Annotated in this window: 23 protein-coding genes and 1 pseudogene; 14 read left to right on the plus strand and 10 right to left on the minus strand. The window is 70.3% G+C overall.

Going from position 1 to position 20775, the window contains the following annotated elements; genetic code table 11:
- Positions 1–267: 267 nt before the first annotated feature.
- Both FVS66_RS27830 and FVS66_RS35255 read right to left on the minus strand, forming a co-directional pair.
- Positions 268–447, minus strand: a complete 180-nt coding sequence (locus tag FVS66_RS27830; RefSeq protein WP_149183991.1) for a hypothetical protein — start codon at positions 445–447, stop codon at positions 268–270.
- Positions 444–614, minus strand: a complete 171-nt coding sequence (locus tag FVS66_RS35255; protein ID WP_187645723.1) for a hypothetical protein — start codon at positions 612–614, stop codon at positions 444–446. The genes FVS66_RS27830 and FVS66_RS35255 overlap by 4 nt, the downstream gene beginning before the upstream one ends.
- 229 nt (positions 615–843) lie before the next feature.
- Here FVS66_RS35255 and FVS66_RS27835 point away from each other — a divergent pair, with 229 nt between their 5' ends.
- Together FVS66_RS27835 and FVS66_RS27840 are read left to right on the plus strand one after the other, a co-directional pair.
- Positions 844–1683, plus strand: a complete 840-nt coding sequence (locus FVS66_RS27835) for a helix-turn-helix transcriptional regulator (protein WP_262387249.1) — start codon at positions 844–846, stop codon at positions 1681–1683.
- A gap of 16 nt (positions 1684–1699) precedes the next feature.
- A complete protein-coding gene (locus FVS66_RS27840) occupies positions 1700–2263 on the plus strand; it encodes a class IV adenylate cyclase (RefSeq protein WP_149183993.1) in 564 nt (187 codons plus the stop codon).
- A 71-nt stretch (positions 2264–2334) separates the two neighbouring features.
- Here FVS66_RS27840 and FVS66_RS27845 read toward each other — a convergent pair whose 3' ends face one another.
- The gene (locus FVS66_RS27845) at positions 2335–3093 is read right to left on the minus strand and encodes an IS630 family transposase (protein ID WP_262387250.1); all 759 of its coding nucleotides are present in this window, start codon (positions 3091–3093) and stop codon (positions 2335–2337) included.
- Positions 3094–3184: 91 nt separating this feature from the next.
- Positions 3185–3505 (minus strand): annotated as a pseudogene (locus tag FVS66_RS36275) (helix-turn-helix domain-containing protein); the annotation flags it as partial.
- Between the two features lie 178 nt (positions 3506–3683).
- On the opposite strand from FVS66_RS36275, the gene FVS66_RS36280 reads away from it, so the two are divergent.
- Complete coding sequence (locus tag FVS66_RS36280; RefSeq protein ID WP_262387251.1) at positions 3684–3812, plus strand: hypothetical protein; 129 nt, start codon at positions 3684–3686, stop codon at positions 3810–3812.
- A gap of 94 nt (positions 3813–3906) precedes the next feature.
- On the opposite strand, the gene FVS66_RS27850 is transcribed toward FVS66_RS36280, so the two are convergent.
- The 3 genes from FVS66_RS27850 to FVS66_RS27860 all read right to left on the minus strand — a co-directional run bounded on the left by FVS66_RS27850 (position 3907) and on the right by FVS66_RS27860 (position 7430).
- Positions 3907–4872, minus strand: coding sequence for an ice-binding family protein (locus FVS66_RS27850; RefSeq protein ID WP_262387252.1), 966 nt, complete (start codon positions 4870–4872; stop codon positions 3907–3909).
- A gap of 537 nt (positions 4873–5409) precedes the next feature.
- Positions 5410–6783, minus strand: coding sequence for a potassium transporter TrkG (locus FVS66_RS27855; protein WP_149183995.1), 1374 nt, complete (start codon positions 6781–6783; stop codon positions 5410–5412).
- 245 nt (positions 6784–7028) lie between these two features.
- Positions 7029–7430, minus strand: a complete 402-nt coding sequence (locus FVS66_RS27860; protein ID WP_149183996.1) for a hypothetical protein — start codon at positions 7428–7430, stop codon at positions 7029–7031.
- A 247-nt stretch (positions 7431–7677) separates the two neighbouring features.
- Here FVS66_RS27860 and FVS66_RS27865 point away from each other — a divergent pair, with 247 nt between their 5' ends.
- Together FVS66_RS27865 and FVS66_RS27870 are read left to right on the plus strand one after the other, a co-directional pair.
- The gene (locus FVS66_RS27865) at positions 7678–8148 is read left to right on the plus strand and encodes a TrkA C-terminal domain-containing protein (protein ID WP_149183997.1); all 471 of its coding nucleotides are present in this window, start codon (positions 7678–7680) and stop codon (positions 8146–8148) included.
- 3 nt (positions 8149–8151) lie between these two features.
- Complete coding sequence (locus FVS66_RS27870; protein WP_149183998.1) at positions 8152–9396, plus strand: cation:proton antiporter; 1245 nt, start codon at positions 8152–8154, stop codon at positions 9394–9396.
- 216 nt (positions 9397–9612) lie between these two features.
- Here the strand turns inward: FVS66_RS27870 and FVS66_RS27875 are convergent, their stop codons facing one another.
- The 3 genes from FVS66_RS27875 to FVS66_RS27885 form a co-directional block, all read right to left on the minus strand.
- Positions 9613–10071: a CBS domain-containing protein gene (locus FVS66_RS27875; RefSeq protein WP_149183999.1), complete on the minus strand. Its 459-nt coding sequence runs from the start codon at positions 10069–10071 to the stop codon at positions 9613–9615.
- 178 nt (positions 10072–10249) lie between these two features.
- A complete protein-coding gene (locus tag FVS66_RS27880; protein ID WP_149184000.1) occupies positions 10250–10849 on the minus strand; it encodes a DUF4352 domain-containing protein in 600 nt (199 codons plus the stop codon).
- Positions 10850–10999: 150 nt separating this feature from the next.
- Complete coding sequence (locus tag FVS66_RS27885; RefSeq protein WP_149184001.1) at positions 11000–11563, minus strand: DUF4352 domain-containing protein; 564 nt, start codon at positions 11561–11563, stop codon at positions 11000–11002.
- Between the two features lie 240 nt (positions 11564–11803).
- Between FVS66_RS27885 and FVS66_RS27890 the strand changes: the two genes are divergently transcribed.
- The 9 genes from FVS66_RS27890 to FVS66_RS27930 all read left to right on the plus strand — a co-directional run bounded on the left by FVS66_RS27890 (position 11804) and on the right by FVS66_RS27930 (position 20748).
- Positions 11804–13183, plus strand: a complete 1380-nt coding sequence (locus FVS66_RS27890; protein WP_149184002.1) for an MBL fold metallo-hydrolase — start codon at positions 11804–11806, stop codon at positions 13181–13183.
- The gene (locus FVS66_RS27895; RefSeq protein ID WP_149184003.1) at positions 13180–14436 is read left to right on the plus strand and encodes an MFS transporter; all 1257 of its coding nucleotides are present in this window, start codon (positions 13180–13182) and stop codon (positions 14434–14436) included. Before FVS66_RS27890 ends, FVS66_RS27895 begins: the two co-directional genes overlap by 4 nt.
- Positions 14437–14521: 85 nt before the next feature.
- Positions 14522–15115, plus strand: coding sequence for an RNA polymerase sigma factor (locus FVS66_RS27900; protein ID WP_149184004.1), 594 nt, complete (start codon positions 14522–14524; stop codon positions 15113–15115).
- Positions 15112–15921 carry an Ada metal-binding domain-containing protein gene (locus FVS66_RS27905; RefSeq protein WP_149184005.1) on the plus strand — a complete coding sequence of 270 codons (810 nt, stop codon included), beginning with the start codon at positions 15112–15114 and terminating at the stop codon, positions 15919–15921. Before FVS66_RS27900 ends, FVS66_RS27905 begins: the two co-directional genes overlap by 4 nt.
- Before the next feature lie 113 nt (positions 15922–16034).
- Entirely contained in the window at positions 16035–16601 is a 567-nt protein-coding gene (locus FVS66_RS27910) for a methylated-DNA--[protein]-cysteine S-methyltransferase (protein ID WP_262387253.1), read from the plus strand.
- A gap of 71 nt (positions 16602–16672) precedes the next feature.
- A complete protein-coding gene (locus FVS66_RS27915) occupies positions 16673–17503 on the plus strand; it encodes a 2OG-Fe(II) oxygenase (protein ID WP_149184006.1) in 831 nt (276 codons plus the stop codon).
- Between the two features lie 285 nt (positions 17504–17788).
- The gene (locus FVS66_RS27920) at positions 17789–18874 is read left to right on the plus strand and encodes a 50S ribosomal protein L11 methyltransferase (RefSeq protein WP_149184007.1); all 1086 of its coding nucleotides are present in this window, start codon (positions 17789–17791) and stop codon (positions 18872–18874) included.
- A 45-nt stretch (positions 18875–18919) separates the two neighbouring features.
- Positions 18920–20338, plus strand: coding sequence for an iron-containing redox enzyme family protein (locus tag FVS66_RS27925; protein ID WP_149184008.1), 1419 nt, complete (start codon positions 18920–18922; stop codon positions 20336–20338).
- A complete protein-coding gene (locus tag FVS66_RS27930) occupies positions 20326–20748 on the plus strand; it encodes a Rieske 2Fe-2S domain-containing protein (protein WP_149184009.1) in 423 nt (140 codons plus the stop codon). Before FVS66_RS27925 ends, FVS66_RS27930 begins: the two co-directional genes overlap by 13 nt.
- Positions 20749–20775 lie beyond the last annotated feature (27 nt).

Below are 20775 nucleotides of genomic sequence, written 5' to 3' on the forward strand. Positions count from 1 at the left end.
GGATCGGGTCCAGGTCCGTCCGGCTGGACTTGCGCCAGTCCAGGCCGGGGGCGTTCACGTTCTGGTACGCCTTGGTGCCGCGTCCGTTGCTGATGGTCCCTACCGGGGTCATGCTGCTCCTCGGGTGTGTGTCGGCGCGGGGCCTGTCCCCGTGCCGTCGTGCACGTAGCGGGCTCTGTGGCCCGGGCCCGTCTCGGCTGTCGACCTGTCCAGGGGCGTGGCAGCCGAGACGGGAATCTGGGGCTCCGGGGCGAGTGGGTCGGGGGCTCAGCGGCTGCCCGGGGCCAGCTGGTAGCGGCGCACGTGCGCGGCATCGGCCAGGCTGCAGTGCGGGTGGTAGTGCACTGGGGGTTTGGCGCCGGACGGGGAGTCCGGGTAGTACACGTCGGCCTGGCCGTTGATGGGCTGGTCGCAGGCGGCGCAGAACGTCTTGTGCGCGATCGTCACCGTGTGCTCTCCTTCGCCGCTCGGGCTTTGGTGAGGCAGTCGGCGCAGGCGAACAGGGCGGCGCCGACGTAGTGGACGCCGAGCCACTCGTCCGTGCGCGTCACCAGCTCGGACCCGTCCGCCTCCAAAGGCTGCTGGCACCACAGGCAGGCGGCGCCGGCGTACACGTCCCAGGGCAGGCCGCGGACCGTGGTCGGGATCGTGTAGCGGGGTCGGTGGCTCGGCCGCTGGGGCGCTCACGACGCACTGTTGTCCGCGCTTCTGCCGGGTCGTGGAGGGGTTCATGCCTCCACCCTCTGGCCACGAGGCGTGACGGCTCGATACCCAGACGGTAATCTCACGGTGAGATGCGTTCCCATTCCAACCTGGAAAGGGGGCACCATGCCTACGTCCCTCATGCCCATCGAACTGCCCCGATGGGCATGGGAACGCGCCGAGGTACGGCAGTCACTGCGCGCCCGAGACATCGGAGCGGTCTTCCGCTTCGTACAGCAGTACACCGGGGCCAGCCAGGCCAGAATCGCCACAGCCGTCGACATGACGCAGGCCCGTGTCAACGAGATCCTCAACGGGCGACGGCAGGTGACCTGCCTCGATGTCTACGAGCGCATTGCCGATGGACTCAGGATTCCCGACGATGCCCGACACCTTCTCGGCCTGGCCCCAAGCCGGGACCAGCCGAGGGGAGGAGCAGCCTTCGACCTTGCAGCCTTCCCAGAAGTCGTGCGGGTGTACTCGGCGCAGAGGCCAGCGGCGGAAGAGATTCAGCAGCAGGTCCGCTCGGCCTCGGCGTTAGACATGCTCGCGGTTCGTGGGCTCGGGCTCATCGGGTTGAACGACTCTCTCCTCCGCGCTTGCCTCCCTCGGACACAAGGCGGCCGCGGCATGCAGGTCCGGGTCCTTCTGCTTGACCCAGCATCTCCGGCGATTGCCCAGCGCGCTGCCGAGATCGGTGAGTCTCCGCAGTCCCTGGCCAGCGGTGTCCGCCTCTCCGAGGGTCGACTGCGTGAACTGGCTGATGAGGGCTGCGATGTACAGGTGTACCGATACTGCATGTTGCCGACCTGGCGCGTCATCAGGGCAGGCGCCACTATGTTCGTCGGTGCCTTCGATACCGGTTGGGAGGGTCACGAGTCGGCCATGTACAAGATCATGGAGACGCCGCACGGGCCGCTGTATCGGGGGTTCCGCCGCATGTTCGACGCGATCGTCAAGGGCGCCGACCGCACGGTGTGAGCCAGAGGGGAACGTGATGATCGAGGCAGAGCTGAAAGCGCGGGTAGACGCACCCGAGGCGGTGATGAAGCAGTTGGAGGAGCGCGCCGTAGGCCGTGCCGAGGTTTACCAGGACACCTACTACGACGCCCCCGATGGGCGCTTGGAGAAGGGCGGCCAGGAGCTGCGGGTCCGCACGATCCACAGCGCCGAAAGTACCCGGACCGTGCTCACGTTCAAGGACGCCGCCGTGGATGAGGCGTCAGGGTCGAAGCCGGAGCACGAGACGAACGTTGCCGACACGGGTGCTGTTCACGGGGTGCTGCGCGGGCTTGGCTACATCCCGGTCATCAGCTTCGAGAAGCGCTGCCGCAACTACGACTTCTACGCGGGCGGTCGGCGGATGCTGGCAACCCTGGTGCGTGTCCCCGAGATCGATGGCACATTTCTGGAGGTGGAGACTCAGGCGGGTGAGGAGGAGGTCACGGACGCTCTCGACGCTGTCAGGGCGGTGCTGAGTGAGCTCGGGATCGGGCCGGAGGCTCTGACACGGGAGCTGTATACAGACGCAGTGCGCAACTGCCGCGCGCAGGCCGGCTGAGGCCAGGCACGACGAAAGCGCCCCCTGCCCTCCCGCTTAGTGGTCGGCTCTGGAAGTCCTTCGGGGGTTGATCAGGCTGCCAGAGCGACGGAGGATTCTTCTTGTCGGTCGGTGGGTGTGTGTCGGACGAGCCGGGCCAGCAGATCGTCCAGGTCGGTGGTGGTGAACCTCCACTGGAACGGCTGTGCCGTGGCGTTGTAGCGGTCTTCGAACGCTCGGAGCCGGTCCTGGACCTGGGCCAGGTCCGTGAAGTCGTTGGGTTGGACGACCTTGCGCTGGACGATGGAGAAGAAGATCTCGATCTGGTTCGTCCAGGAGGCGTGGACGGGGGTGTGGACCATGACGGCGTTCGGAAACCTGCTGGCCAGGCGGTCGATGGCCCGCTGGCCGCGGTGGGAGGAGCCGTTGTCGACGACCCAGAAGACGCGTTTCGCGCTGGCGTAGGGCTCCTGGGTCATGACCTGCTCGACCAGGTTCATGAAGGGGACGATGCCGGTCTTCGGCTCGCAGCGGCCGAACACCTTCGCGCGTCGGATGTCGTAGGCGGCGAGGTAGGCCAGCGCGCCGCCGCGGCCGTACTCGTGGTTGACGCGCATCACTCGGGCCTGGCCCGGGGTCAGGGTCGGATGGCAGCGGCAGCGGGCCTGGACGGAGCTCTTCTCGTCGCTGGAGACGACGTACTCGTCCTCGCCCAGCGGGACACCCTCGAACGTGCGGGCGTAGAGGTCCAGGACACGCTGGGCCTTGGCGCGGAAGTGGGGGTCGCGGATGAAGATCCAGGACCGGTACTGCCAGGGCTTGAGCGCGTCCTCGCGCAACCAGCGGCGCACCGTGGGCGCGGAGACACTGTAGGTGATCCCCGCGCGCGGTCAGCTCGGCGGCCAGCTCCGGGCACGACCAGCGCGACAGCGGTATGCCGCTCTCGGCGGGTAACTGGCAGGCCAGCGCCTTGGCCTCGGCGACCTGCACGGGGGTGAAACGGGCGGGGCGCCCGGAGCGCTTGCGGTCGGTCAGGGCCGGCAGCCCGCCGTGGGCGAACCGGCCCCGCCAGGTACGAACCGTGTCCAGGTGCAGACCCGTCTCGCGGGCGATACGCGCGTTGGAGCGCCCCCGCGCCGCGTGCAGGACGACCTGCGCGCGTACCCGCAGCCGGTACTCGGTCTTGTGACCGTAGGCCATCTTCTTCAACCGCTCGCGCTCGGCGGCAGTCAGCAGCACGGGGCGGGCGCAGGGTATGCGCATGGCAGGAGGAACGGCCGATCTCGCGAAGTGGATCACTGACGATTAGATCAAGGGAACCATCTCCGCCCCGGGAAACTCGACAGCCCTCACTTTGAGAACCTCAATCCCGGCCCTGCCTTTTGGGCAACGCTTCACCTGCAACCGAGCCGAGCCAGCCGGAGAGGTCACGCTCAACGCCGTGGTCTTCCGCACCAGTGGCGAGAATCTGACCATCCCCGGCATCTGGATCGACACGCTCAGCCGGATCAGCAAACCGATTCTGCTCGGCTTCGCCGCCGTCGCCGCTCGTGGCCGCGTCAAACGCTAAACACACTCACTGCGGGTTCAACATCGGAGGCATCGTGCCACGTTGTGGCCTCCGCGTACAGCAAGGGTGCGCGGAGGCCGACGGTGGTTCAGTTCTATTGGACGAGCTCGTAGATCGTCGGTGAGGCGCTGGCTGCCAACCCGCCCGCACCCAGGTAGGCGGCCTGGATCAGGTGAAGACCGACGTCCAGGGTGGAGGTCGTGAACACCGCGTGCCCGGTGCTGTCGAGCGGGACGACGGCGATGAGCTGTGACCTGTCCATGAACACCACGAGGCCGTTGGGGATGGCCGTACCGGAACCGGCCGCCACTGCGGCGGTGAAGGTGACCGGTTCGGACAGCGGCGTGGGGTTGGCTGAGGTGGTCAGGCCGGTGGTGGTGGTGACGGGCGCTTGGTCGCAGGTCGTGCGGGTGATCGTGTCACTGTCCAGCGTGACCGCGGCGTTGCGGGCCAGCGTCCGGCCCTCCACGGTCACCCCAGTTGTGACGGTGATCGAGGTGAGCGCCAGGACGTTTCCCCGGAGGGTGGAGTTGGTTCCGAGCGTCGCGGAGCTACCGACCTGCCAGAAGACGTTGCAGGCCCGCGCGCCGTTGACGAGGTTCACGCTGCTCGCGGACGCTGTGGTGAGGGTGGATGCCGCCTTGAAGATGAAGACGGCGTTCGGGTCGCCCTGAGCGTCGAGGGTCAACTGTCCGGTGATTCCGAACGTGCCGGCGGGCGAGTCGTACACGCCGGGGGTCTTGGTGGTTCCGCCGAGTTCCACCGGGACGGTGGCCGTGGTCGGGCGCCCCGCCGCGTCGTTGTACGCGGCGGTCAGGTCGTTCTTGGCCTGCAGTGCGACGGCGTCGGCCACGTGCTGGTTGCCGTTCACCCGCCCGGGGGGAAAGCCGGTCACCGATGTGCCCGGGCTCAGTCCGAGGTCGCCGTTGATCGTGGTGGGACCGGTGTTGGTGACCGTCGTCGCAGCGAGGACCGCGAAGTTTCCGGCGGTGCCCAGCGATACCGGCGTCGCCGCCGCTCTCGTGCTCGCTCTCGGTGACGTGGCGGCGCTCGCGCTCAATGGCGCGGCTAGACCGATCAGGGCAGTCGTCGTACAGATGAGGGTCAGGGCCGGGGCCAACCGGGATCGGGCGGCAATCCTCCGGAGGGCGCCCGTGAGGCCAGTGGTCATCATTGAGACTCCATTCGTCGAGGCCTACGTCAAGCGAGCCTTTCGACAGTCACAATCCCACAATTCGGGCATATCGCCTTATGGCGCGTGCAAATATTCATTGTGGACAGAGGTAACCCGGCGGCGACCGCTACGAGGACTCCCTGCTACCCACCGGCGCCTTCGCCGGCACCCCCGAGGACGCCCTCGACAGCACCTGCCACCTCCACCTCGCCACCCCAGAGCTCTGACGATCCGACACACACAACCGGCCCCAGATCAACCCCCGAAGGACTTCCAGAGCCGACCACTTAGGTTCTAGCGGTCATCGCAACACTTGAACTCCGGCGATGGCGGGTTGTGGGTTCGAGTCCCACAGGGCCTACCAGGGTGTCTGTGCCCCGGCCGCCTTCTCCGGCCGGGGCACGGCGTCACCCGGCCGGTCGGTCACCCGATGACGGGGCGTTCCTCCGGGAGTTCGTAGCGGCGGGCGCGCTCGCGCAGGGCGAGGGCCGAGACGAGGGTGACCGGTCCGAGGCGGCCGACGAACATCAGCACGACCGCTATCAACTGGCCGGGTACCGGTAGGTCGTCGCTGACGCCCGCGGACAGCCCGTTCACGCCGAACGCCGACACCGCCTCGAACAGCACCACCTCGAAAGGCGCCTTCACCACCGTCATCAGCGTCAGGGACGCCGCGATGACGAAACCGATCCCCAGCAGGGCGACCGTCAGTGCCTGTCGCAGCGCGTGTGGCGCGAGACGGCGGCCCAGGATCGTGGAGTTGGGTTCGCCGCGCACCTCTGCGACCATCGCCGCGGCGAGTACGGCGAAGGTGGTGACCTTGATGCCGCCCGCCGTGCCCGCGCTGCCGCCGCCGATGAACATCAGCGCGCACGTCATGAGCAGTGTCGCGTTCTCCAAGGAGCCGATGTCGATGGTGTTGAACCCGCCGCTTCGGGTCATGACGGAGTGGACGAAGCCGTTGAGCAGCTTGTCCTCCCAGGTGAACCGGCCGAGCGTGCCGGGGTTGCCCCACTCCAGGAGGCAGGTCAGAACGGTGCCGGTCAGCAGCAGGCCCGCTGCCGTGATGAGGGTGAGCTTGGTGTGGAGGGACCAGCCGCGCCGCCCGGTCGTACGCCGCCGGTCGCGGTGCCGGAGCAGTTCCAGCAGCACGGGGAAGCCGAGGCCGCCGAGGATCACGGCCACCGCTATCGGCAGGGTCACCAGCGGGTCCGTGGCGTACCGGGTCAGACTGTCGGACTGGAGGGCGAAACCGGCGTTGTTGAACCCCGATACGGAGTAGAAGAAGCCGTGGTAGACGGCGTCGCCGAGTGGCATGGCGTACCCGAACCGGAAGCGCAGTGCCAGCCACGTCCAGACCGCCAGTTCGACGGTCGCCGTCGTACCGGCGACACCGAGCAGAACCCGTCGTACGTCTCCGAGGCCGAGGCTCTTGGTCTCGGCGGCCGCCGTCAGCTGCATCCGCAGCCGGAGCTTGCCGGAGACGAGCAGAGCCAGCAGCGAGGCCATCGTCATGATCCCGAAGCCGCCGACCTGGATCAGCGTCAGAATGACGCCCTGACCGAAGCCGCTCCAGTACGTCCCCGTGTCGACCACGACCAGACCGGTGACGCATACCGCCGACGTCGCGGTGAACAGGGCCGTGACCGCGCCGGTCGTGTCGCCGCCGGCCGATGCCGCGGGCAGGGTCAGCAGGACGGTGCCACCGAGGATCACCGTGGCGAAGGCCATCACGGTCGTCCGGGCCGGGTGAGAGGTGAACAGGGTCCGCCACACCCGCGCCACGCGTCCTGCCACTTCTTGCTCCCGGCCTTCCCCGCGCTGGTCCCGGTTCGACGTCGTGCCGGTGTGGTCGCCCGTCGGCCGTGTCAACAGCGCGTCTTCAGCCCAGCAGCCCGGCGGGTGGTCACCCTACCCCGCCGTTCCGTCCCGGACGTCGAAGCACCGGGCCGGCATTTCGCCTCCCGGCGTGGCGCTTCGGGGGCCGGCTGCCTCGGGCCGACGGATCGGTCGGCGTGCCCAGGGGGCTGTGGTGGGTGTCGCTACCGCCGCGCACTCAGGCGGTGGTGTGCGACGCGGGCGTGGTGGAGGCGGGCGCAGACCGTTCCGATCGACGCGGTGAGCAGAAGGAGGGCGAGGCGTTTCCAGTCGTGCGGGAGCAGCCACGAGAACTGGCCGAGCGGGGGGATGGCGAACAGGCTGAAGTGCACCCAGCAGAGCAGCGCGGTGCCAGGGGCGGCGGTGAGACGCGCGGTGACTCCGAGCGCGGCGCACAGCAGGCTCAGCGCGAGCAGGTCCAGCCAGGGTTCGCCCTGGCCGTCGAGCAGATTGTGGGCCGTGATCAGCGCGGGCGCGCATATGGCGGCCGTCAGCCACGTCGCCAGATTGCCCACCGGCTCGGGTACCGGCCGCTGGCGGGCGTCGATCAGCCTCCACCGGATCACTCGTCAGCTCCTTGTCGCTTCCCGTTCCGTACCGGGCCGTGGACATGATGCACCGGCTCTGCGAACCGGCCAACCGCGGCGTGGGCGGAGGCCCGGGGCGGCTGGTTCTCGACGAAGAGCCATGGAATTCGGGTTGAATGCTCTGTTTTGCCCCCCAAGTAAAGTAATCGCCAAGGCATCACCCGTGCGCGGGGTGCTTCGCTCGTGTGTCGCACTGTGGAGGAGAGCTGTTGTGCCCGTTCCGCGTATGAGCAGTACGCCGTTGCCCGGCATCGGGGTCCGTTACGACCTGACCACGCGGGAGGACCGCCGCCTGTCGGTGGTCGCGCAGCGCGACGGGACGCGGGTACTGAACGCGTATCACCGGGACGATCCCGACGCGTGTGCCTTGTCCGTGAAGCTGAACGCGGGGGAGGCGGAGGCACTGATCGACGCGCTGATGCCCTCGCACCACAGCCCCAATCTGCTGTCCACGACGGACCTGGGGCTGGTCGCCGAGCGGATCGAGCTGTCGGCGTCCTCGTACTGGAACGGGCGGCTGCTCGGGGACACGCGGATGCGGACGGAGACGGGCGTGTCGATCGTGGCCGTGCTGCGCAGAGCCGACGCCATTCCCGCGCCTGGGCCGGAGTTCCGTCTGGCAGGCGGCGACACCCTCATTGTCATCGGCACCCGCGAAGGCGTCGACTCCGCCGCCGCGATACTCGGAAGGGAGTGATGAGTGCACTCGTCCGCCGTCTTCCTCATTGAGTTCGGTGCGATCATCCTCGGCCTCGGCCTGCTGGGCCGGATCGCCGGACGGCTGAGGTTCTCCCCCATCCCCCTCTACCTTCTCGCCGGGCTCGCCTTCGGCACGGGCGGGCTGCTGCCCCTGGGCGCGAGCGAGGAGTTCGTGGCGATCGGCGCAGAGATCGGCGTCATCCTCCTGCTGCTGATGCTGGGTCTGGAGTACACCGCCACCGACCTGGTGACGAACCTCAAGACCCAGTACCCGGCCGGCCTGGTGGACGCCGCCCTCAACGCCCTGCCCGGCGCCGCGATGGCCCTGCTGCTTGGCTGGGGACCGGTGGCCGCCGTCGTGCTGGCCGGGGTGACGTGGATATCGTCGTCCGGAGTGATCGCGAAGGTCCTCGGCGACCTCGGGCGTCTCGGCAACCGGGAGACACCGGTCGTGCTGAGCATCCTGGTCCTCGAAGACCTGTCCATGGCGGTCTACCTGCCGATCCTCACCGCACTGCTGGCCGGTACCGGGCTCGCCGCCGGCAGCGTCACCCTCGCCGTCGCGCTGGGCGCCGCCGGGCTGGTGCTCTTCCTCGCCCTGCGCTACGGCAGGATCATCTCCCGCTTCGTCTCCAGCGACGACCCCGAGAAGCTGCTCCTCGTCGTGCTCGGCCTGACCCTGCTGGTGGCCGGCATCGCCCAGCAACTCCAGGTGTCGGCGGCCGTGGGTGCGTTCCTCGTCGGCATCGCTCTGTCCGGTGAGGTCGCCGAAGGCGCGCACAACCTGCTCAGCCCGCTGCGGGACCTGTTCGCCGCCGTCTTCTTCGTCTTCTTCGGCCTCCACACCGACCCCGCCAGCATCCCGCCGGTCCTCCTCCCGGCCCTCGCCCTGGCCGTGGTCACGGCCGCCACGAAGATCGCCACCGGCTACTGGGCCGCCAGGCGCGCGGGCATCTCCGCGAAGGGGCGGTGGCGGGCGGGCGGCACCCTGGTGGCGCGCGGCGAGTTCTCCATCGTCATCGCGGGGCTGGCCGTCACCGCGGGCATCGAACCGTCCCTCGGCCCCCTGGCCACGGCGTATGTCCTCATCCTCGTCGTGCTGGGCCCGCTCACCGCCCGCTACACCGAACCCATCGCCACCCGGCTCACCACCCGGAGCCGCAGCGGCCCCATGGAACTGGTCGTCGTGCCGCCGCAGGAGGAGATGCTCGATCCGGTGGAGGACGGCACAGCGGGACGTGCCTGATCAGGGCGTGACCGCGTGACCGCGTGACCGTGTGACCGGGGCGGAACTCGCGAACCGCGAACCGCGAACCGCCCCGGTCCTCGCCGTTCCGGCGGTCCGCCTGGGCGGTGGGTGCTCTGTGGGGCCCCGGCCTGTCGGCGGGAGAGCGAGCAATGCCCGGTCTCCGGCCCGGGGTACTCGCCGGTCCGGATGTGACGCGGCCGAGCCCCGCCCGGCTCACCCGTCAACCAGGAAGTGCTCCATGAGCCGGGCCGCGGTGATCGCTCCGGACGTCCACACCCGGTCCCCGTCCGCCTCGACCACAGCCACCAGCGGCGTGTGGGTCGAGCACATCAGCGCGGCGATCTCCAGCGCTCCGGCACCCGGCCCCACCACCGTCGGCATCACCCGCTGCCCCGGAATCCACTCCGCCACCGACAGCCCCTCCAACAGCTGCGGCAGTGTGTCCTCACCCTCCGCCCGCAAGGCGCTGGCCAGGCTCGGCCGATCCCGCGCGAACTCCGGCACGAGCAACGCCAGCAACTGCGACCCCGGCACGATCGCGTACGGCCGGCCGTCACGGTCCACCACCAGCAACGCGGGCAGCCGATGCTCCACGAACAACCGGGCCGCGGTGACCGCGTCATCGTCCGTGGACACCGTCGGATACGGCTCCGCGAGATCACTCGCATGCATACGGGCCCCTTTGCCGCGCCAACGGAATCAATGCCCCGATTATCATCCATAACCGGACCAAAGGGTGAGATGTGCTGTCGATCGCGACATTCGTCCCGCCCGGTCGGCGCGCGCCCAGAGCGGGCCCAGTCGCCGGGGCGGTCCGCTCCCTCATGGGGTTGCCCTTGAGGGGCGCCGCTCAGGACACCTCGCCGCGCACGCTCTTCCCGAGCAGGCCGGGTGCGTACGTCACGTACGCCGGGGTGAAGCCGCCCTCGCCGGTTACGACGCCGGTGATGTGCTCGCCGGGCGCGAGGTCGACGGTGTCGATCTGCCGTTCGTCCCTGCCCAGCTCCTGTGTGTGCACGCCGCCGCCGGTATCGGTGATCGTGAAGTACAGCGGGTTCACGGGGATCGACCGGCCGCCCTTGTTGGCGACCGTCACGGTGACGCTGGTGTACGCGCCGCCGTCGTGCAGGATGCCCGGCTTGAACGTCGTCTTCTTCGCGGTCACCTCGATCTCCGCGGCCTTCTCCGGCTTCTCCTCGGCGGGTGCCACAGCCGGCTTCTCCGGTGCGGGCCCGGCCTCGGCGGGCGCGGTCCGCTTCGGTTCCGTGTCGCCGTTGGAGTCCGTGCCGCCGGAGACGGCGGCGCCGATGATGCCGAGCAGGAGCAGCGCGCCGAAGATGCTCCCGAGGACGATGGCGACGATCGCGCCCGTTCCGAGGCTCTTCTTCGGGGGCTGCGGAGGAGGGTAGGGCGCGTAAGGCGGGCCTGGGTCGGGCGGGTGTGGGTTCACGGTGTCCCCTCAGTGGTGCCTATGGCGGTGGCGGTGTGGGGGGATGGCGAACGTACCGCGGGTGTGGGTGTGGTGAAGGCGGTTCCGCTGATCTGTACCTGGACGTGTTCGCGCGTTGTCCGCGGTGCGGCGGGGCGCTGCCGGCAGGAGTCAGCCGATGGCCCACTCGGTGGGCTGCGTGCCATCAGGCTCGTACACGAGCCGCTCGGGGCTCTTGTCGCCGGGCACGGGGAAGGCGATCAGCCCGGCCGCGCAACGTCCAGGTTTGACCGTGCGGTCCATCGGGAACTCCGGCTTCGGCATGTCACCGCCCGTGGAGCCGGTGACCTGGATGCTGGTGCTGTCCTTGTACGACAGGTGCCAGGGGAATTGGCTGACCGTGAAGTCGCTGCCCTGGACATTGCAGACCTTGACGTTGATGGTGGCCCAGGTGTCGCCGCCTTGGAAGTCCAAGGGCTTCTGCGGCTGAGGGCCCTTGTAGGGCTGCTGGTACTGCAGTGCCTGGACGGTGATGTGCAGGTCGTTCTCGTCCTCGACGATGTCGACCTTGGTGCCCATCTTGAGCGGTGCCGAGGGTGTGGCCGCGGCCTTGGGGGTGGGCGTGGCGGTGACGGTCCGTGTGACCGTGACGGTGGGGCCGGGCTCTCCGTTGCCGCTGCAGGCGGTGAGCGGGAGGAGCAGGCTGACGGTTACGGCGAGGTGTCTGGTGTGCATGGTCCCCCCAGGGCCGGTGTGTGTGGTGGGGGTCAGGGTGGCAGAGAGAGCACCGCGGTGTCCGCCGGTGCGGCGAAGCGCCGCGCGATGGTGTGACCTCACCCCGCCGGGGCGGGCCCGGCGGGGTGAGGTCGTCTGCGGCTGGTGTATTCCATAATTCCATGGAATATTGAGAGTGGGTGGGCGGGGCCGTGGCCGGGCGCCTCGCCCCGCCCGTCCGAGACGGACCTGGAGGATGCTGTGGGCTTCGCCGAGGACCACCTGGTGCCACTGGTGGACGAGGGGCTGGGCAACAGTGCCTACCTCGTCGATCTGGGGGACGGCCGCGCCCTGGCGGTGGACGCCGGGCGCGATCTGCGTGCCCTGTACGCGGCCGCCGAGCGGCTCGGGCTGCGCGTCGCCTACGCGGCCGACACGCACCTGCACGCCGACTTCCTCTCCGGAGCCGTGCAGCTCGGCCACGATCACGGCGCCGCCGTGCTCGCCTCCGCCGGCGGACACCGCGCCTTCCCGCACCGTGGCCTGGGCGACGGCGACGAGGTGGACCTCGGCGGACTGACGCTTCGGGCCCTGGCCACCCCCGGCCACACCGACGAGCACCTCGCCTTCCTGCTGCTGGAAGGCTCCCGGGAGCTGGGCGTCTTCACCGGTGGGTCGCTGATCGTGAACTCCGCCGCCCGCACCGACCTGCTCGGTGCCGGGCGCACCGACGAGCTGGCCCGCGCCCAGTACCACTCACTGCGGCGTCTGACCACGCTTCCGGATGCCACGGCCGTGTGGCCCACCCACGGGGCGGGCTCGTTCTGTTCCGCCCCTCCCGGCGCCGAGCGCACCACCACCGTCGGCGCGCAGAAGCGGGCCAACCCGCTGCTGGCCGCACCGGACGAGGACTCCTTCGTGCGGCAGCTCGTGGGCAGCCTCGGCTCCTATCCGGCGTACTTCGACCGCCTCACCGAGATCAACCGACGCGGCCCCGCCGTACTGACCGCCGAGCCGGCCCTGCGCGCCCTCGACGCCGGGCAGGTCGGCGGGCTGCTCGCCGACGGGGGGTATGTGGTCGACGTGCGCCCGGCGGCCGAGTTCGCGGCCGGTCACATCCCCGGCGCGGTCTCCATCCCACTGCGCGAGCAGTTCGCGACCTGGCTGGGCTGGCTGCTGCCCGATGACGCCCCGATCGCCTTCGTCACCGGCGACGACCAGGACCTGAGCGAGATCGTCTGGCAGGCGTACAAGATCGGCTACGAGCGGCCGGCCGGACGCCTCGACGGTGGCATGGGCGCCTGGATCGCCGACGGCCGCGACTGGACCACCACCGCGTTCGTCACCGCCGACCGGGCCCCGGGACCCCCGGCCGCCCCGTACATCGACGTGCGGCAGGAGGCGGAGTACGCCGCCGGACACGTCCCCGGCGCCCTCCATCTCGAACTGGGCGACCTCGCCTCCCGTGCCGCCGAGGCCCCTGAAGGCGCCGTCGTGGCCTGCGGACACGGCGAGCGCGCCATGACCGCCGCCAGCATCCTGGAACGCGCCGGCCACACCGGCATCACCGTCCTGAGGGGCGGCCCCGCGGCGTACGCCGCCGCCCACGGCCGAGACCTCGCCGAAGGCGACGGCCGGTGAGCACGACAGCCCACGAGGCCAGGCCCGTACGGCTCGGACTGCGGGAGAACCGGCTCCAGTTCACCCTGCTCGTCGTCGTCAACGTCTGCGTCGGTGGCCTGGTCGGTCTCGAGCGGACCACCGTGCCGCTGATCGGCACCGACGTCTTCGGCCTGACCAGCGATCTCGCGGTCTTCTCCTTCATCATCGCCTTCGGCGTCACCAAGGCCCTGACCAACCTCGCCGCCGGGGCGCTGACCGCCCGATTCCGCCGGAAACAGCTTCTGGTCGTCGGCTGGCTCATCGGGGCTCCCGTCCCCTTCGCCCTGGCCTGGGCGCCGTCCTGGGGCTGGATCGTCGCCGCGAACGTCCTGTTGGGCGTCAACCAGGGCATGACCTGGTCGATGACCGTCAACATGAAGATCGACCTCGTCGGCCCCGCCCGGCGCGGGCTCGCCACCGGCCTGAACGAGGCCGCCGGATACATCGCCGTCGGCGCGACCGCCCTGCTCACCGGCTACCTCGCCACCGCCTACGGCCTGCGTCCGGCCCCCGAGCTCATCGGAGTGGTCTTCGTCGCCGCCGGCCTCGCGCTGTCCCTGGTCGTCCGCGACACCGCCGGCCATGTCGCCCTGGAACTCGCCCAGCATCCCGAGCCGACCGCCGCCGAGCAGTCGCCCGGCCTCGCCCGGACCTTCGCCCGCACCTCCTGGCGCGACCGCTCCCTGCGCGGCGCCAGTCAGGCCGGGCTGGTCAACAACCTCAACGACGGACTGACATGGGGTGTCTTTCCCCTGCTGTTCACCGACCACGGCCTCGGTCTCGCCGCCGTCGGTCTCATCAAGGGCCTGTACCCGCTGCTGTGGGGCATCGGCCAGATACCCACCGGGCACCTCGCGGACCGCGTCGGCCGCAAACCCCTCATCGTGACCGGCATGCTGGTCCAGGCCGGAGGCTTCGTCCTGGCCCTGGCGCTGCTGGACACCCCGCTGCTCGCGGGCGTCCTGTCCGCCGTCGTGCTCGGTATCGGCACGGCCATGGTCTATCCCGCCCTGATCGCCTCCGTCTCCGATCACGCCCATCCCACCTGGCGTGCCAACGCGCTCGGCACCTACCGCTTCTGGCGCGACATCGGCTACGCCGTGGGCGCCCTGGTGGCCGGCGTCCTCGCCGACCGGTTCGGTCTCGACGCCACCGTCATCGCCGCGGCCGTCCTCACCGCCGCCTCGGGCCTGATCGCCGCCCGCTGGATCACCGAACACCCCGCGCGATGAGCCCACGCCGCCGCGGACAGGGCGGTGTGGGTCACCCGCGCGGCGCGGTGCAACCGTTTCGCCGGGCACGGTGTTCCTTCCGGTAATGGACGAGAAGGCCGAGCAGCAGCTGACCGAGCTCCTGGCGGTGGACCTCGACGCCGGCTTCACGGAGCTGGTCCGGGTCCACGAGCGGGCGGTGTACATGTTTCTGCTCCGGGTCTCCGGCTCCGCCACCGAGGCCGCCGACCTGGGGCAGGACGCGTTCCTGCGCGCCTACACGGCATTACAGGGGTACGCCCCCGACCGCCGCCGGGAGCTGAAGCCGCGTGCCTGGCTGATGACCATCGCCGCGAACGTGTGGCGCAACCACGTACGCACCTGCACACGCCGCCCCGCCCCGGCCGACGTGCGGGTGGAGGACACCGCCGACGCCTGGACCGACCAGGGGCCCGGACCGGACGAGCGCGCCGCGCTGGCCGAGGACCGTCGGCGGCTGGTCGCGGCGCTGCTGGAGCTGCCGGAGCACCACCGGACAGCGGTCGTGCTCCGCCATGTGGTGGGAATGGGCTACGCGGAGGTGGCGGAGGTGCAGGGGTGCGCGGTCGGGACGGTCAAGGCGCAGGTGTCCAGGGGCCTGAGAAGTCTCCGTCGGCTGCTGGAGCCGGAGACATCGGTGTTGGAGGAGGTGACGACATGAAAGGGCATGACCCCGAGGCGGTGCCTCGGCCGGACGACCGGGCGGTGAGCGGCCTGAACGGGCTCGCCGCGGAACCTCCGAATGACTTCGCCCTGCGCGTACTGCGGAGCGCCGGCGTTCCCCGCGAGCGCTACGACACATACGTACGCCTCGAAACGCCCGTCGGCGGTCTGTTCGTGGCGGCGGGTCCGCATGCGGTGACCGGCTCCGCCCTCGACTCGGCGGGGCTCGGCGCGACGGCCTTCGAAGAACTGCACCGCTCCCGCACCAACCGCTCGGCCATACGGTCGGCCAAGCCGTTCCCGGGCGCGGTCACCGCCCTGCGGACAGGGCGGGCGCGGGGGCTGCCCATCGACCTGTCCGGTCTCACCGTGACCGAGCGTGCCGTGCTGGAGGCCGTACGGACCATCCCGGTACGGCAGTTGCGGCCGGTCGCGTGGGTCGCCAGGGAGGCCGCGGTGCCGTCGGCCGCGGTCGTCGGTGCCCTGGCGAAGAACCCGGTGACCGTGTTGATCCCCTGCCACCGCGTGACGTACGACAGCGGCGTGCCCTGCGACGCCGTCCACGTCCCGGACGTGGGCGACGCGCTGCGCACGGCGGAGGGCGTCGACACGCGGAGGGCGGCGGAGCTGAGCCGCCTAGGGGCGGTGTTCCTCGGGAGCGACACGACCCGTATCTACTGCCATCCGACGTGTGCGCACGCGCGCCGTATCACCCCACCCCACCAGGTGCCGTTCCGAAGCGCGCGCGAGGCCGACAGGGCCGGCTACCGCGCGTGCAAGAGCTGCCGGCCCGTCATCGCGTGACGGTCGCCGGTCGGTACGGCCATGACGAACACGGGAGTCACATGATGCCAACTGTCAGCCACCCCGCCGGTGCCGGTGCCGGTTGCGGTGCCCGTGCCGGTGTCGCTTCGGCGGTGCATGCCACGCCGCTCGGCCCGCTCGTGCTGGCGGCGACGGACGACGCGCTCGTGCTGTGCCGCTTCGGCACGCCCGAGGCCGCCGGGGAGCGCCTGGGCAGGGCAGGGCTGCGCACGGTGGGGGAGCGGGAGGCGGGAGCGGCCAGGCGGAGGGTGCTGGACGAGACCCGCGACCAGCTCGACGCCTATCTGTCCGGCCGGCGCCGTGACTTCACCGTGCCGGTGGACCTCCGGCTCGCCACCCCCTTCAGCCGCCGGACGGTCCTGGCATTGCGGGACCTCGTCCCGTACGGGCGTACCTCGACGTACTCGCGACTCGCCGAGGCCCTCGGCCGGCCGGGCGCCGCGCGGGCGGTCGGGACGGCGCTGGGCGCGAATCCGCTGTGCGTGGTGCTTCCCTGCCACCGGATCGTCGGCGCCTCGGGCAGCCTCAACGGCTATGCGGGAGGGCTGGAGGCCAAACGGTTCCTGCTCGACCTCGAGGCGGCGGCTGAGCCGTCGAGGCCTGCGGCCGAAGCGGCGGCCGAGCGGGCGGGCGAGCCTGCGGCCTGTCCGTCCCTGTGACCGGTGGGCGTCGGCGCCATCCCCCGTAGTCGGCGCCCACCACTCTCCTTCCGCCACAGAAAGTGGAGCACGTGAGCGCATACGAGACACCGCAGCTGCCCGGCCTCGACCAGGCCCGTCCGCATCATGGGCCCGCGGCCCGAGACGTCCCACGAGACGTCCCACAAGACGTCCCGCGCGGCCTCCCCGGCGGTCTCGCCGGCCTACTACCGGCGCTCGACGCCCTCGACTGGCCCGCCCTGGCCGCCGAGCTGGACGAGGAAGGCGTCGCGCTGACCCCGCCGCTGCTGACGCCGGGGCAGTGCGCGGACCTTCGGGCGCTCTTCGACGATCCCGCGCTGTTCCGCAGCACGGTGACGATGGCGCGGCACCGCTTCGGCGAGGGCCTGTACCGGTACTTCGCCCGTCCCCTGCCCGAAGTGGTCCAGATCCTGAGGGAGCGGCTCTACCCGCCCCTCGCCCGGATCGCCAACACCTGGGCCGAGCGGCTGGGCGAGCCGGGGTTCCCGCCCGACCACGAGGGCCTTGTGGCGGCCTGCGCGGCCGCCGGCCAGCACCGACCGACGCCGCTGATCCTCCGGTACGAGCGCGGCGGCTACAACTGTCTGCACCAGGACGTCTACGGCGACCTGACGTTTCCGCTCCAGGTGGCGATCATGCTGGACCGGCCGGACGAGGACTTCACGGGCGGTGAAAGCGTGTTCGTGGAGCAGCGGCCGCGCGCCCAGTCACGCCCCGTCGTCAAGCGCCCGGTGCAGGGACAGGGCCTGGTCTTCACGGTCAACCACCGCCCTGTGCGCTCGGCACGAGGATGGAGCCGGGTGGTCCTGCGGCATGGGGTGAGTGCCGTGCACAGCGGGCGGCGGCATGCGCTGGGAGTGATCTTCCACGATGCCCGGTAGCCACGCGGCACGGCGGTGCCGGAAACAACCGGCCGAAGGGTAGGGATTCCGCCGCCCCGTTCCAGAAGACCGGCGGATTTGGCATATGCGCTGGTCAAAGCCTTCCCCTTGGCCCGCGTTCCATGGGAAAACCGCCGCTTCCACTGAAGAATCGCTGGAGAACCGCACCATCCCTCTTGCATACGGTCGCCTTGCGAGGGCGCAAAGATCTTGTTGCCGCCTCGCACCACGGTCAACGCACCACGGTCAACCCGGCGATTCAGCGTGAGGAGCACAGTGGCGCATATGCAGCAAGCACCAGACGCGGAGATCACGACACCGGGGCACGACGCCGGACGGGGCGGCGTGAACGTGTCGCCGAACAGCTCTCAGCAGCGCCTCATCACGGCGTCGTTGCAGTCGCTGGCCCAGGAGATGAACGAGATCGCGGACCAGGCGTCCTCGCTGCTCAAGGCGCCCCCCGGGGGTCTGTCCGCCGATTCGGCGGCGTTCTCGCGCATCGCGCGCAGGACCGTGCCCCGCTGGCACTTCGCCATGCTGAACGACGCCGAGCGCAACGACGCGCTCGCCGCCGCCCTCGAGCGGAGCATCCCGACCGGGGCGACCGTGCTGGACATCGGCTCGGGGAGCGGACTGCTCGCCATGGCGGCGGCCCGGGCCGGCGCGGCAAGAGTGATCACCTGCGAGATGAATCCACTGCTCGCGGAGGTCGCCCGGCAGGTGGTGGACGCCCATGGCCTGGCCGACGTCATCACGGTGATCGGCAGGCCGTCGACCGCGCTGGAGGTGGGCCGGGACCTCGACGGCCCGGTGGACGTCCTGGTCTCGGAGATCGTCGACTGCGGCCTCATCGGCGAGGGCCTGCTGCCCTCCGTACGGCATGCGCGGGAGCACCTGCTCGCACCGCACGGCATCATGCTGCCGTCGGCGGCGCGGCTGTACGGGCGGCTGGTCAGCAGCGAAGCCGTACTGAAGCTGAACCAGGTCACGACGGCCGACGGCTTCGACGTCTCACTCATGAACACCCTGGCGACCCGGGGCCACTTCCCGGTACGGCTGGACACCTGGCCGCACCGGTTCCTGTCCGAGGCCGCCCGCGTGCTGGACTTCGACCTGGCGCGGGACGACCTCGAGCCCGGCGAACGCCCCGTCTCCCTCCTCGCGACCGCCGACGGCGAGGCACACGCCCTGCTCGTCTGGTTCGAGCTGGACATGGGCGGCGGCATCACCCTGCGCAACTCCCCGGAGAACACCCGCTCGCACTGGATGCAGGGCTGGGTCCCGCTGGAGAAGCCCGTACCGACGAAGGCGGGCGAGACCGTCTCCTTCCGGCTCCGGTGGAGCGACTACATGCTCAGCGCGCACTGCTGAGGTTCTCCTGCACTTCCTTCGACAACGACGACAAGGGAGCAAGCGATGAGTCAGGTACCGCGGCACGTCCCGTTCGAACTGAGCGGCACCGCACTGCGCGAGGCCGTCGTGCAGTACGCCACCAACCCCATCTACCTCGACAACGAGGACTGGGAGAACCACGACAACCCCTACCGCCGCCAGCTCAGACCGCAGGTCCTCCCGCACCTCGACTACGACCGAGTGCCTGGCCGCGAGAACATACTCGACTACACGAGCCTGGCCGTGCAGCGCCTGCTCACCTCCGTCTACGAGGCCGACCTCGTGTTCCTCCCCAAGTCCGGCCTCCAGGGCAAGGAGGACGACTTCCGAGCCTTCTACAGCCCCGGCAACCGCGCCCTCGGAGAAAGGATTCGCCCGGCCCTGGAGCGGTACGCCTTCGGCTTCCTCGACGACGAGGTCGAGACGTCCGGCAAGTGGACCGCCGCGAGCCTCGACAGCTACCTCGACTCCCTCGACATGGGCGGCGCGGAGGAGCAGACCCCGGTGGAGGCGGCCATCACCGGCTCCACCGACCCCGAGCGCGCCGCCCGCATGTGGCTGGTGCAGTTCGCGCCCGACTTCCTCTCCGAGGCGTCGCCGATGATGCGCAACGTACTCGGCTACTACGGCAGGCCCCAGTCCGAGTGGTTCAAGGTCGTCATCGACGAGTACGGCTACGGGGTCCACGAGACCAAGCACAGCACCCTGTTCGAGAAGACCCTGGAATCGGTGGGCCTGAAGTCCGATCTCCACCGGTACTGGCAGTACTACCTCAACAGCAGCCTGCTGCTGAACAACTACTTCCACTACCTGGGCAAGAACCACGAGCTGTTCTTCCGCTACGTCGGCGCCCTCTTCTACACGGAGAGCTCGCTGGTCGACTTCTGCCGCCGCGCCGACCGGCTGCTCCGCGGCGTCTTCGGCGACGCCGTCGACACCACGTACTTCACCGAGCACATCCATATCGACCAGCACCACGGGCGGATGGCCCGCGAGAAGATCATCGATCCGCTGGTGGAGGCGCACGGCGAGGGCGTCATCCCCGAGATCGTGCGCGGCATCGAGGAGTACCGGGTGCTCCTCGACGTCGCCGACGGCGACTTCTCCGCGCAGATCGCCTGGATGGACGGCCAGCCGGAGCTGAAGAAGCTGCACGACCCCGTCTACGAGGCCCTGCGGGAAGGCCGGGTGGAGGCGCCGGTGGCGCACCTGGTCGAGCCGCGCGGCGAGCTGTCCAACACCCACTGCCACGAGGGCGACGAGCTGTGCCACATCGTCTCCGGCGTCATGCGCTTCGAGAGCGGCCTCGGCTCGTCACTGACCCTGCGGGCCGGCGAGGGCGTGGTGATCAAGCGCAACCGGCTGCACGGCGCCAACATCGAGTCCGATGAGTGCGTCTACGAGATCCACTCCGTGGGGGACTACCGCAAGTGCCTGTCCTGACCTTTCCCGTCGCCGGGCGGGACAACTGCGTAGTCGTCGCGGGCACGGCGTACGTGTACGCCACGGTGGGCGGCCGGGGGTTCGTGATGCGCGCCCAGTGCCCCCACCGCAGCGGTCCGCTGCATCTGGCCGACGTGACCGAGGACGCCGACCGGCTCGTGTGTCCGTGGCACGAGCGCAAGACGTCCGTGGCGCGGCTGCGCGCGGAGATCCCCGCGGTGCGGGCGGGCGACCGGGTCACCGCGGTGTTCCCGGACCGCCCGCCCGCCCGGGGCAGATCGTCGCAGCCGACCGCGTCGGCCGGGTCCGCGTCGTCGGCCCCATCGACCCCGCGGGCGCTCCACGGCGAGGAGACACGGGAGTACCGGCCCCTGTCACCCGAGTTGGCGCGCCCCGGCCCGGCCGGCTGAACCCCTCCGGGCCGACGGGAGGCACGG

Origin of the sequence: Streptomyces sp. TRM49041 (assembly GCF_008271805.1) — a bacterium.
GTDB lineage: Bacteria > Actinomycetota > Actinomycetes > Streptomycetales > Streptomycetaceae > Streptomyces.

Bases quoted from the DNA above. Each gene is read 5' to 3' on its own strand.
- FVS66_RS27835 (WP_262387249.1), top strand. From the start codon at position 844: ATGCCCATCGAACTGCCCCGATGGGCATGGGAACGCGCCGAGGTACGG.
- FVS66_RS27840 (WP_149183993.1), top strand. From the start codon at position 1,700: ATGATCGAGGCAGAGCTGAAAGCGCGGGTAGACGCACCCGAGGCGGTG.
- FVS66_RS27865 (WP_149183997.1), top strand. From the start codon at position 7,678: ATGAGCAGTACGCCGTTGCCCGGCATCGGGGTCCGTTACGACCTGACC.
- FVS66_RS27875 (WP_149183999.1), bottom strand. From the start codon at position 10,071: ATGCATGCGAGTGATCTCGCGGAGCCGTATCCGACGGTGTCCACGGAC.
- FVS66_RS27885 (WP_149184001.1), bottom strand. From the start codon at position 11,563: ATGCACACCAGACACCTCGCCGTAACCGTCAGCCTGCTCCTCCCGCTC.
- FVS66_RS27900 (WP_149184004.1), top strand. From the start codon at position 14,522: ATGGACGAGAAGGCCGAGCAGCAGCTGACCGAGCTCCTGGCGGTGGAC.
- FVS66_RS27905 (WP_149184005.1), top strand. From the start codon at position 15,112: ATGAAAGGGCATGACCCCGAGGCGGTGCCTCGGCCGGACGACCGGGCG.
- FVS66_RS27920 (WP_149184007.1), top strand. From the start codon at position 17,789: ATGCAGCAAGCACCAGACGCGGAGATCACGACACCGGGGCACGACGCC.
- FVS66_RS27925 (WP_149184008.1), top strand. From the start codon at position 18,920: ATGAGTCAGGTACCGCGGCACGTCCCGTTCGAACTGAGCGGCACCGCA.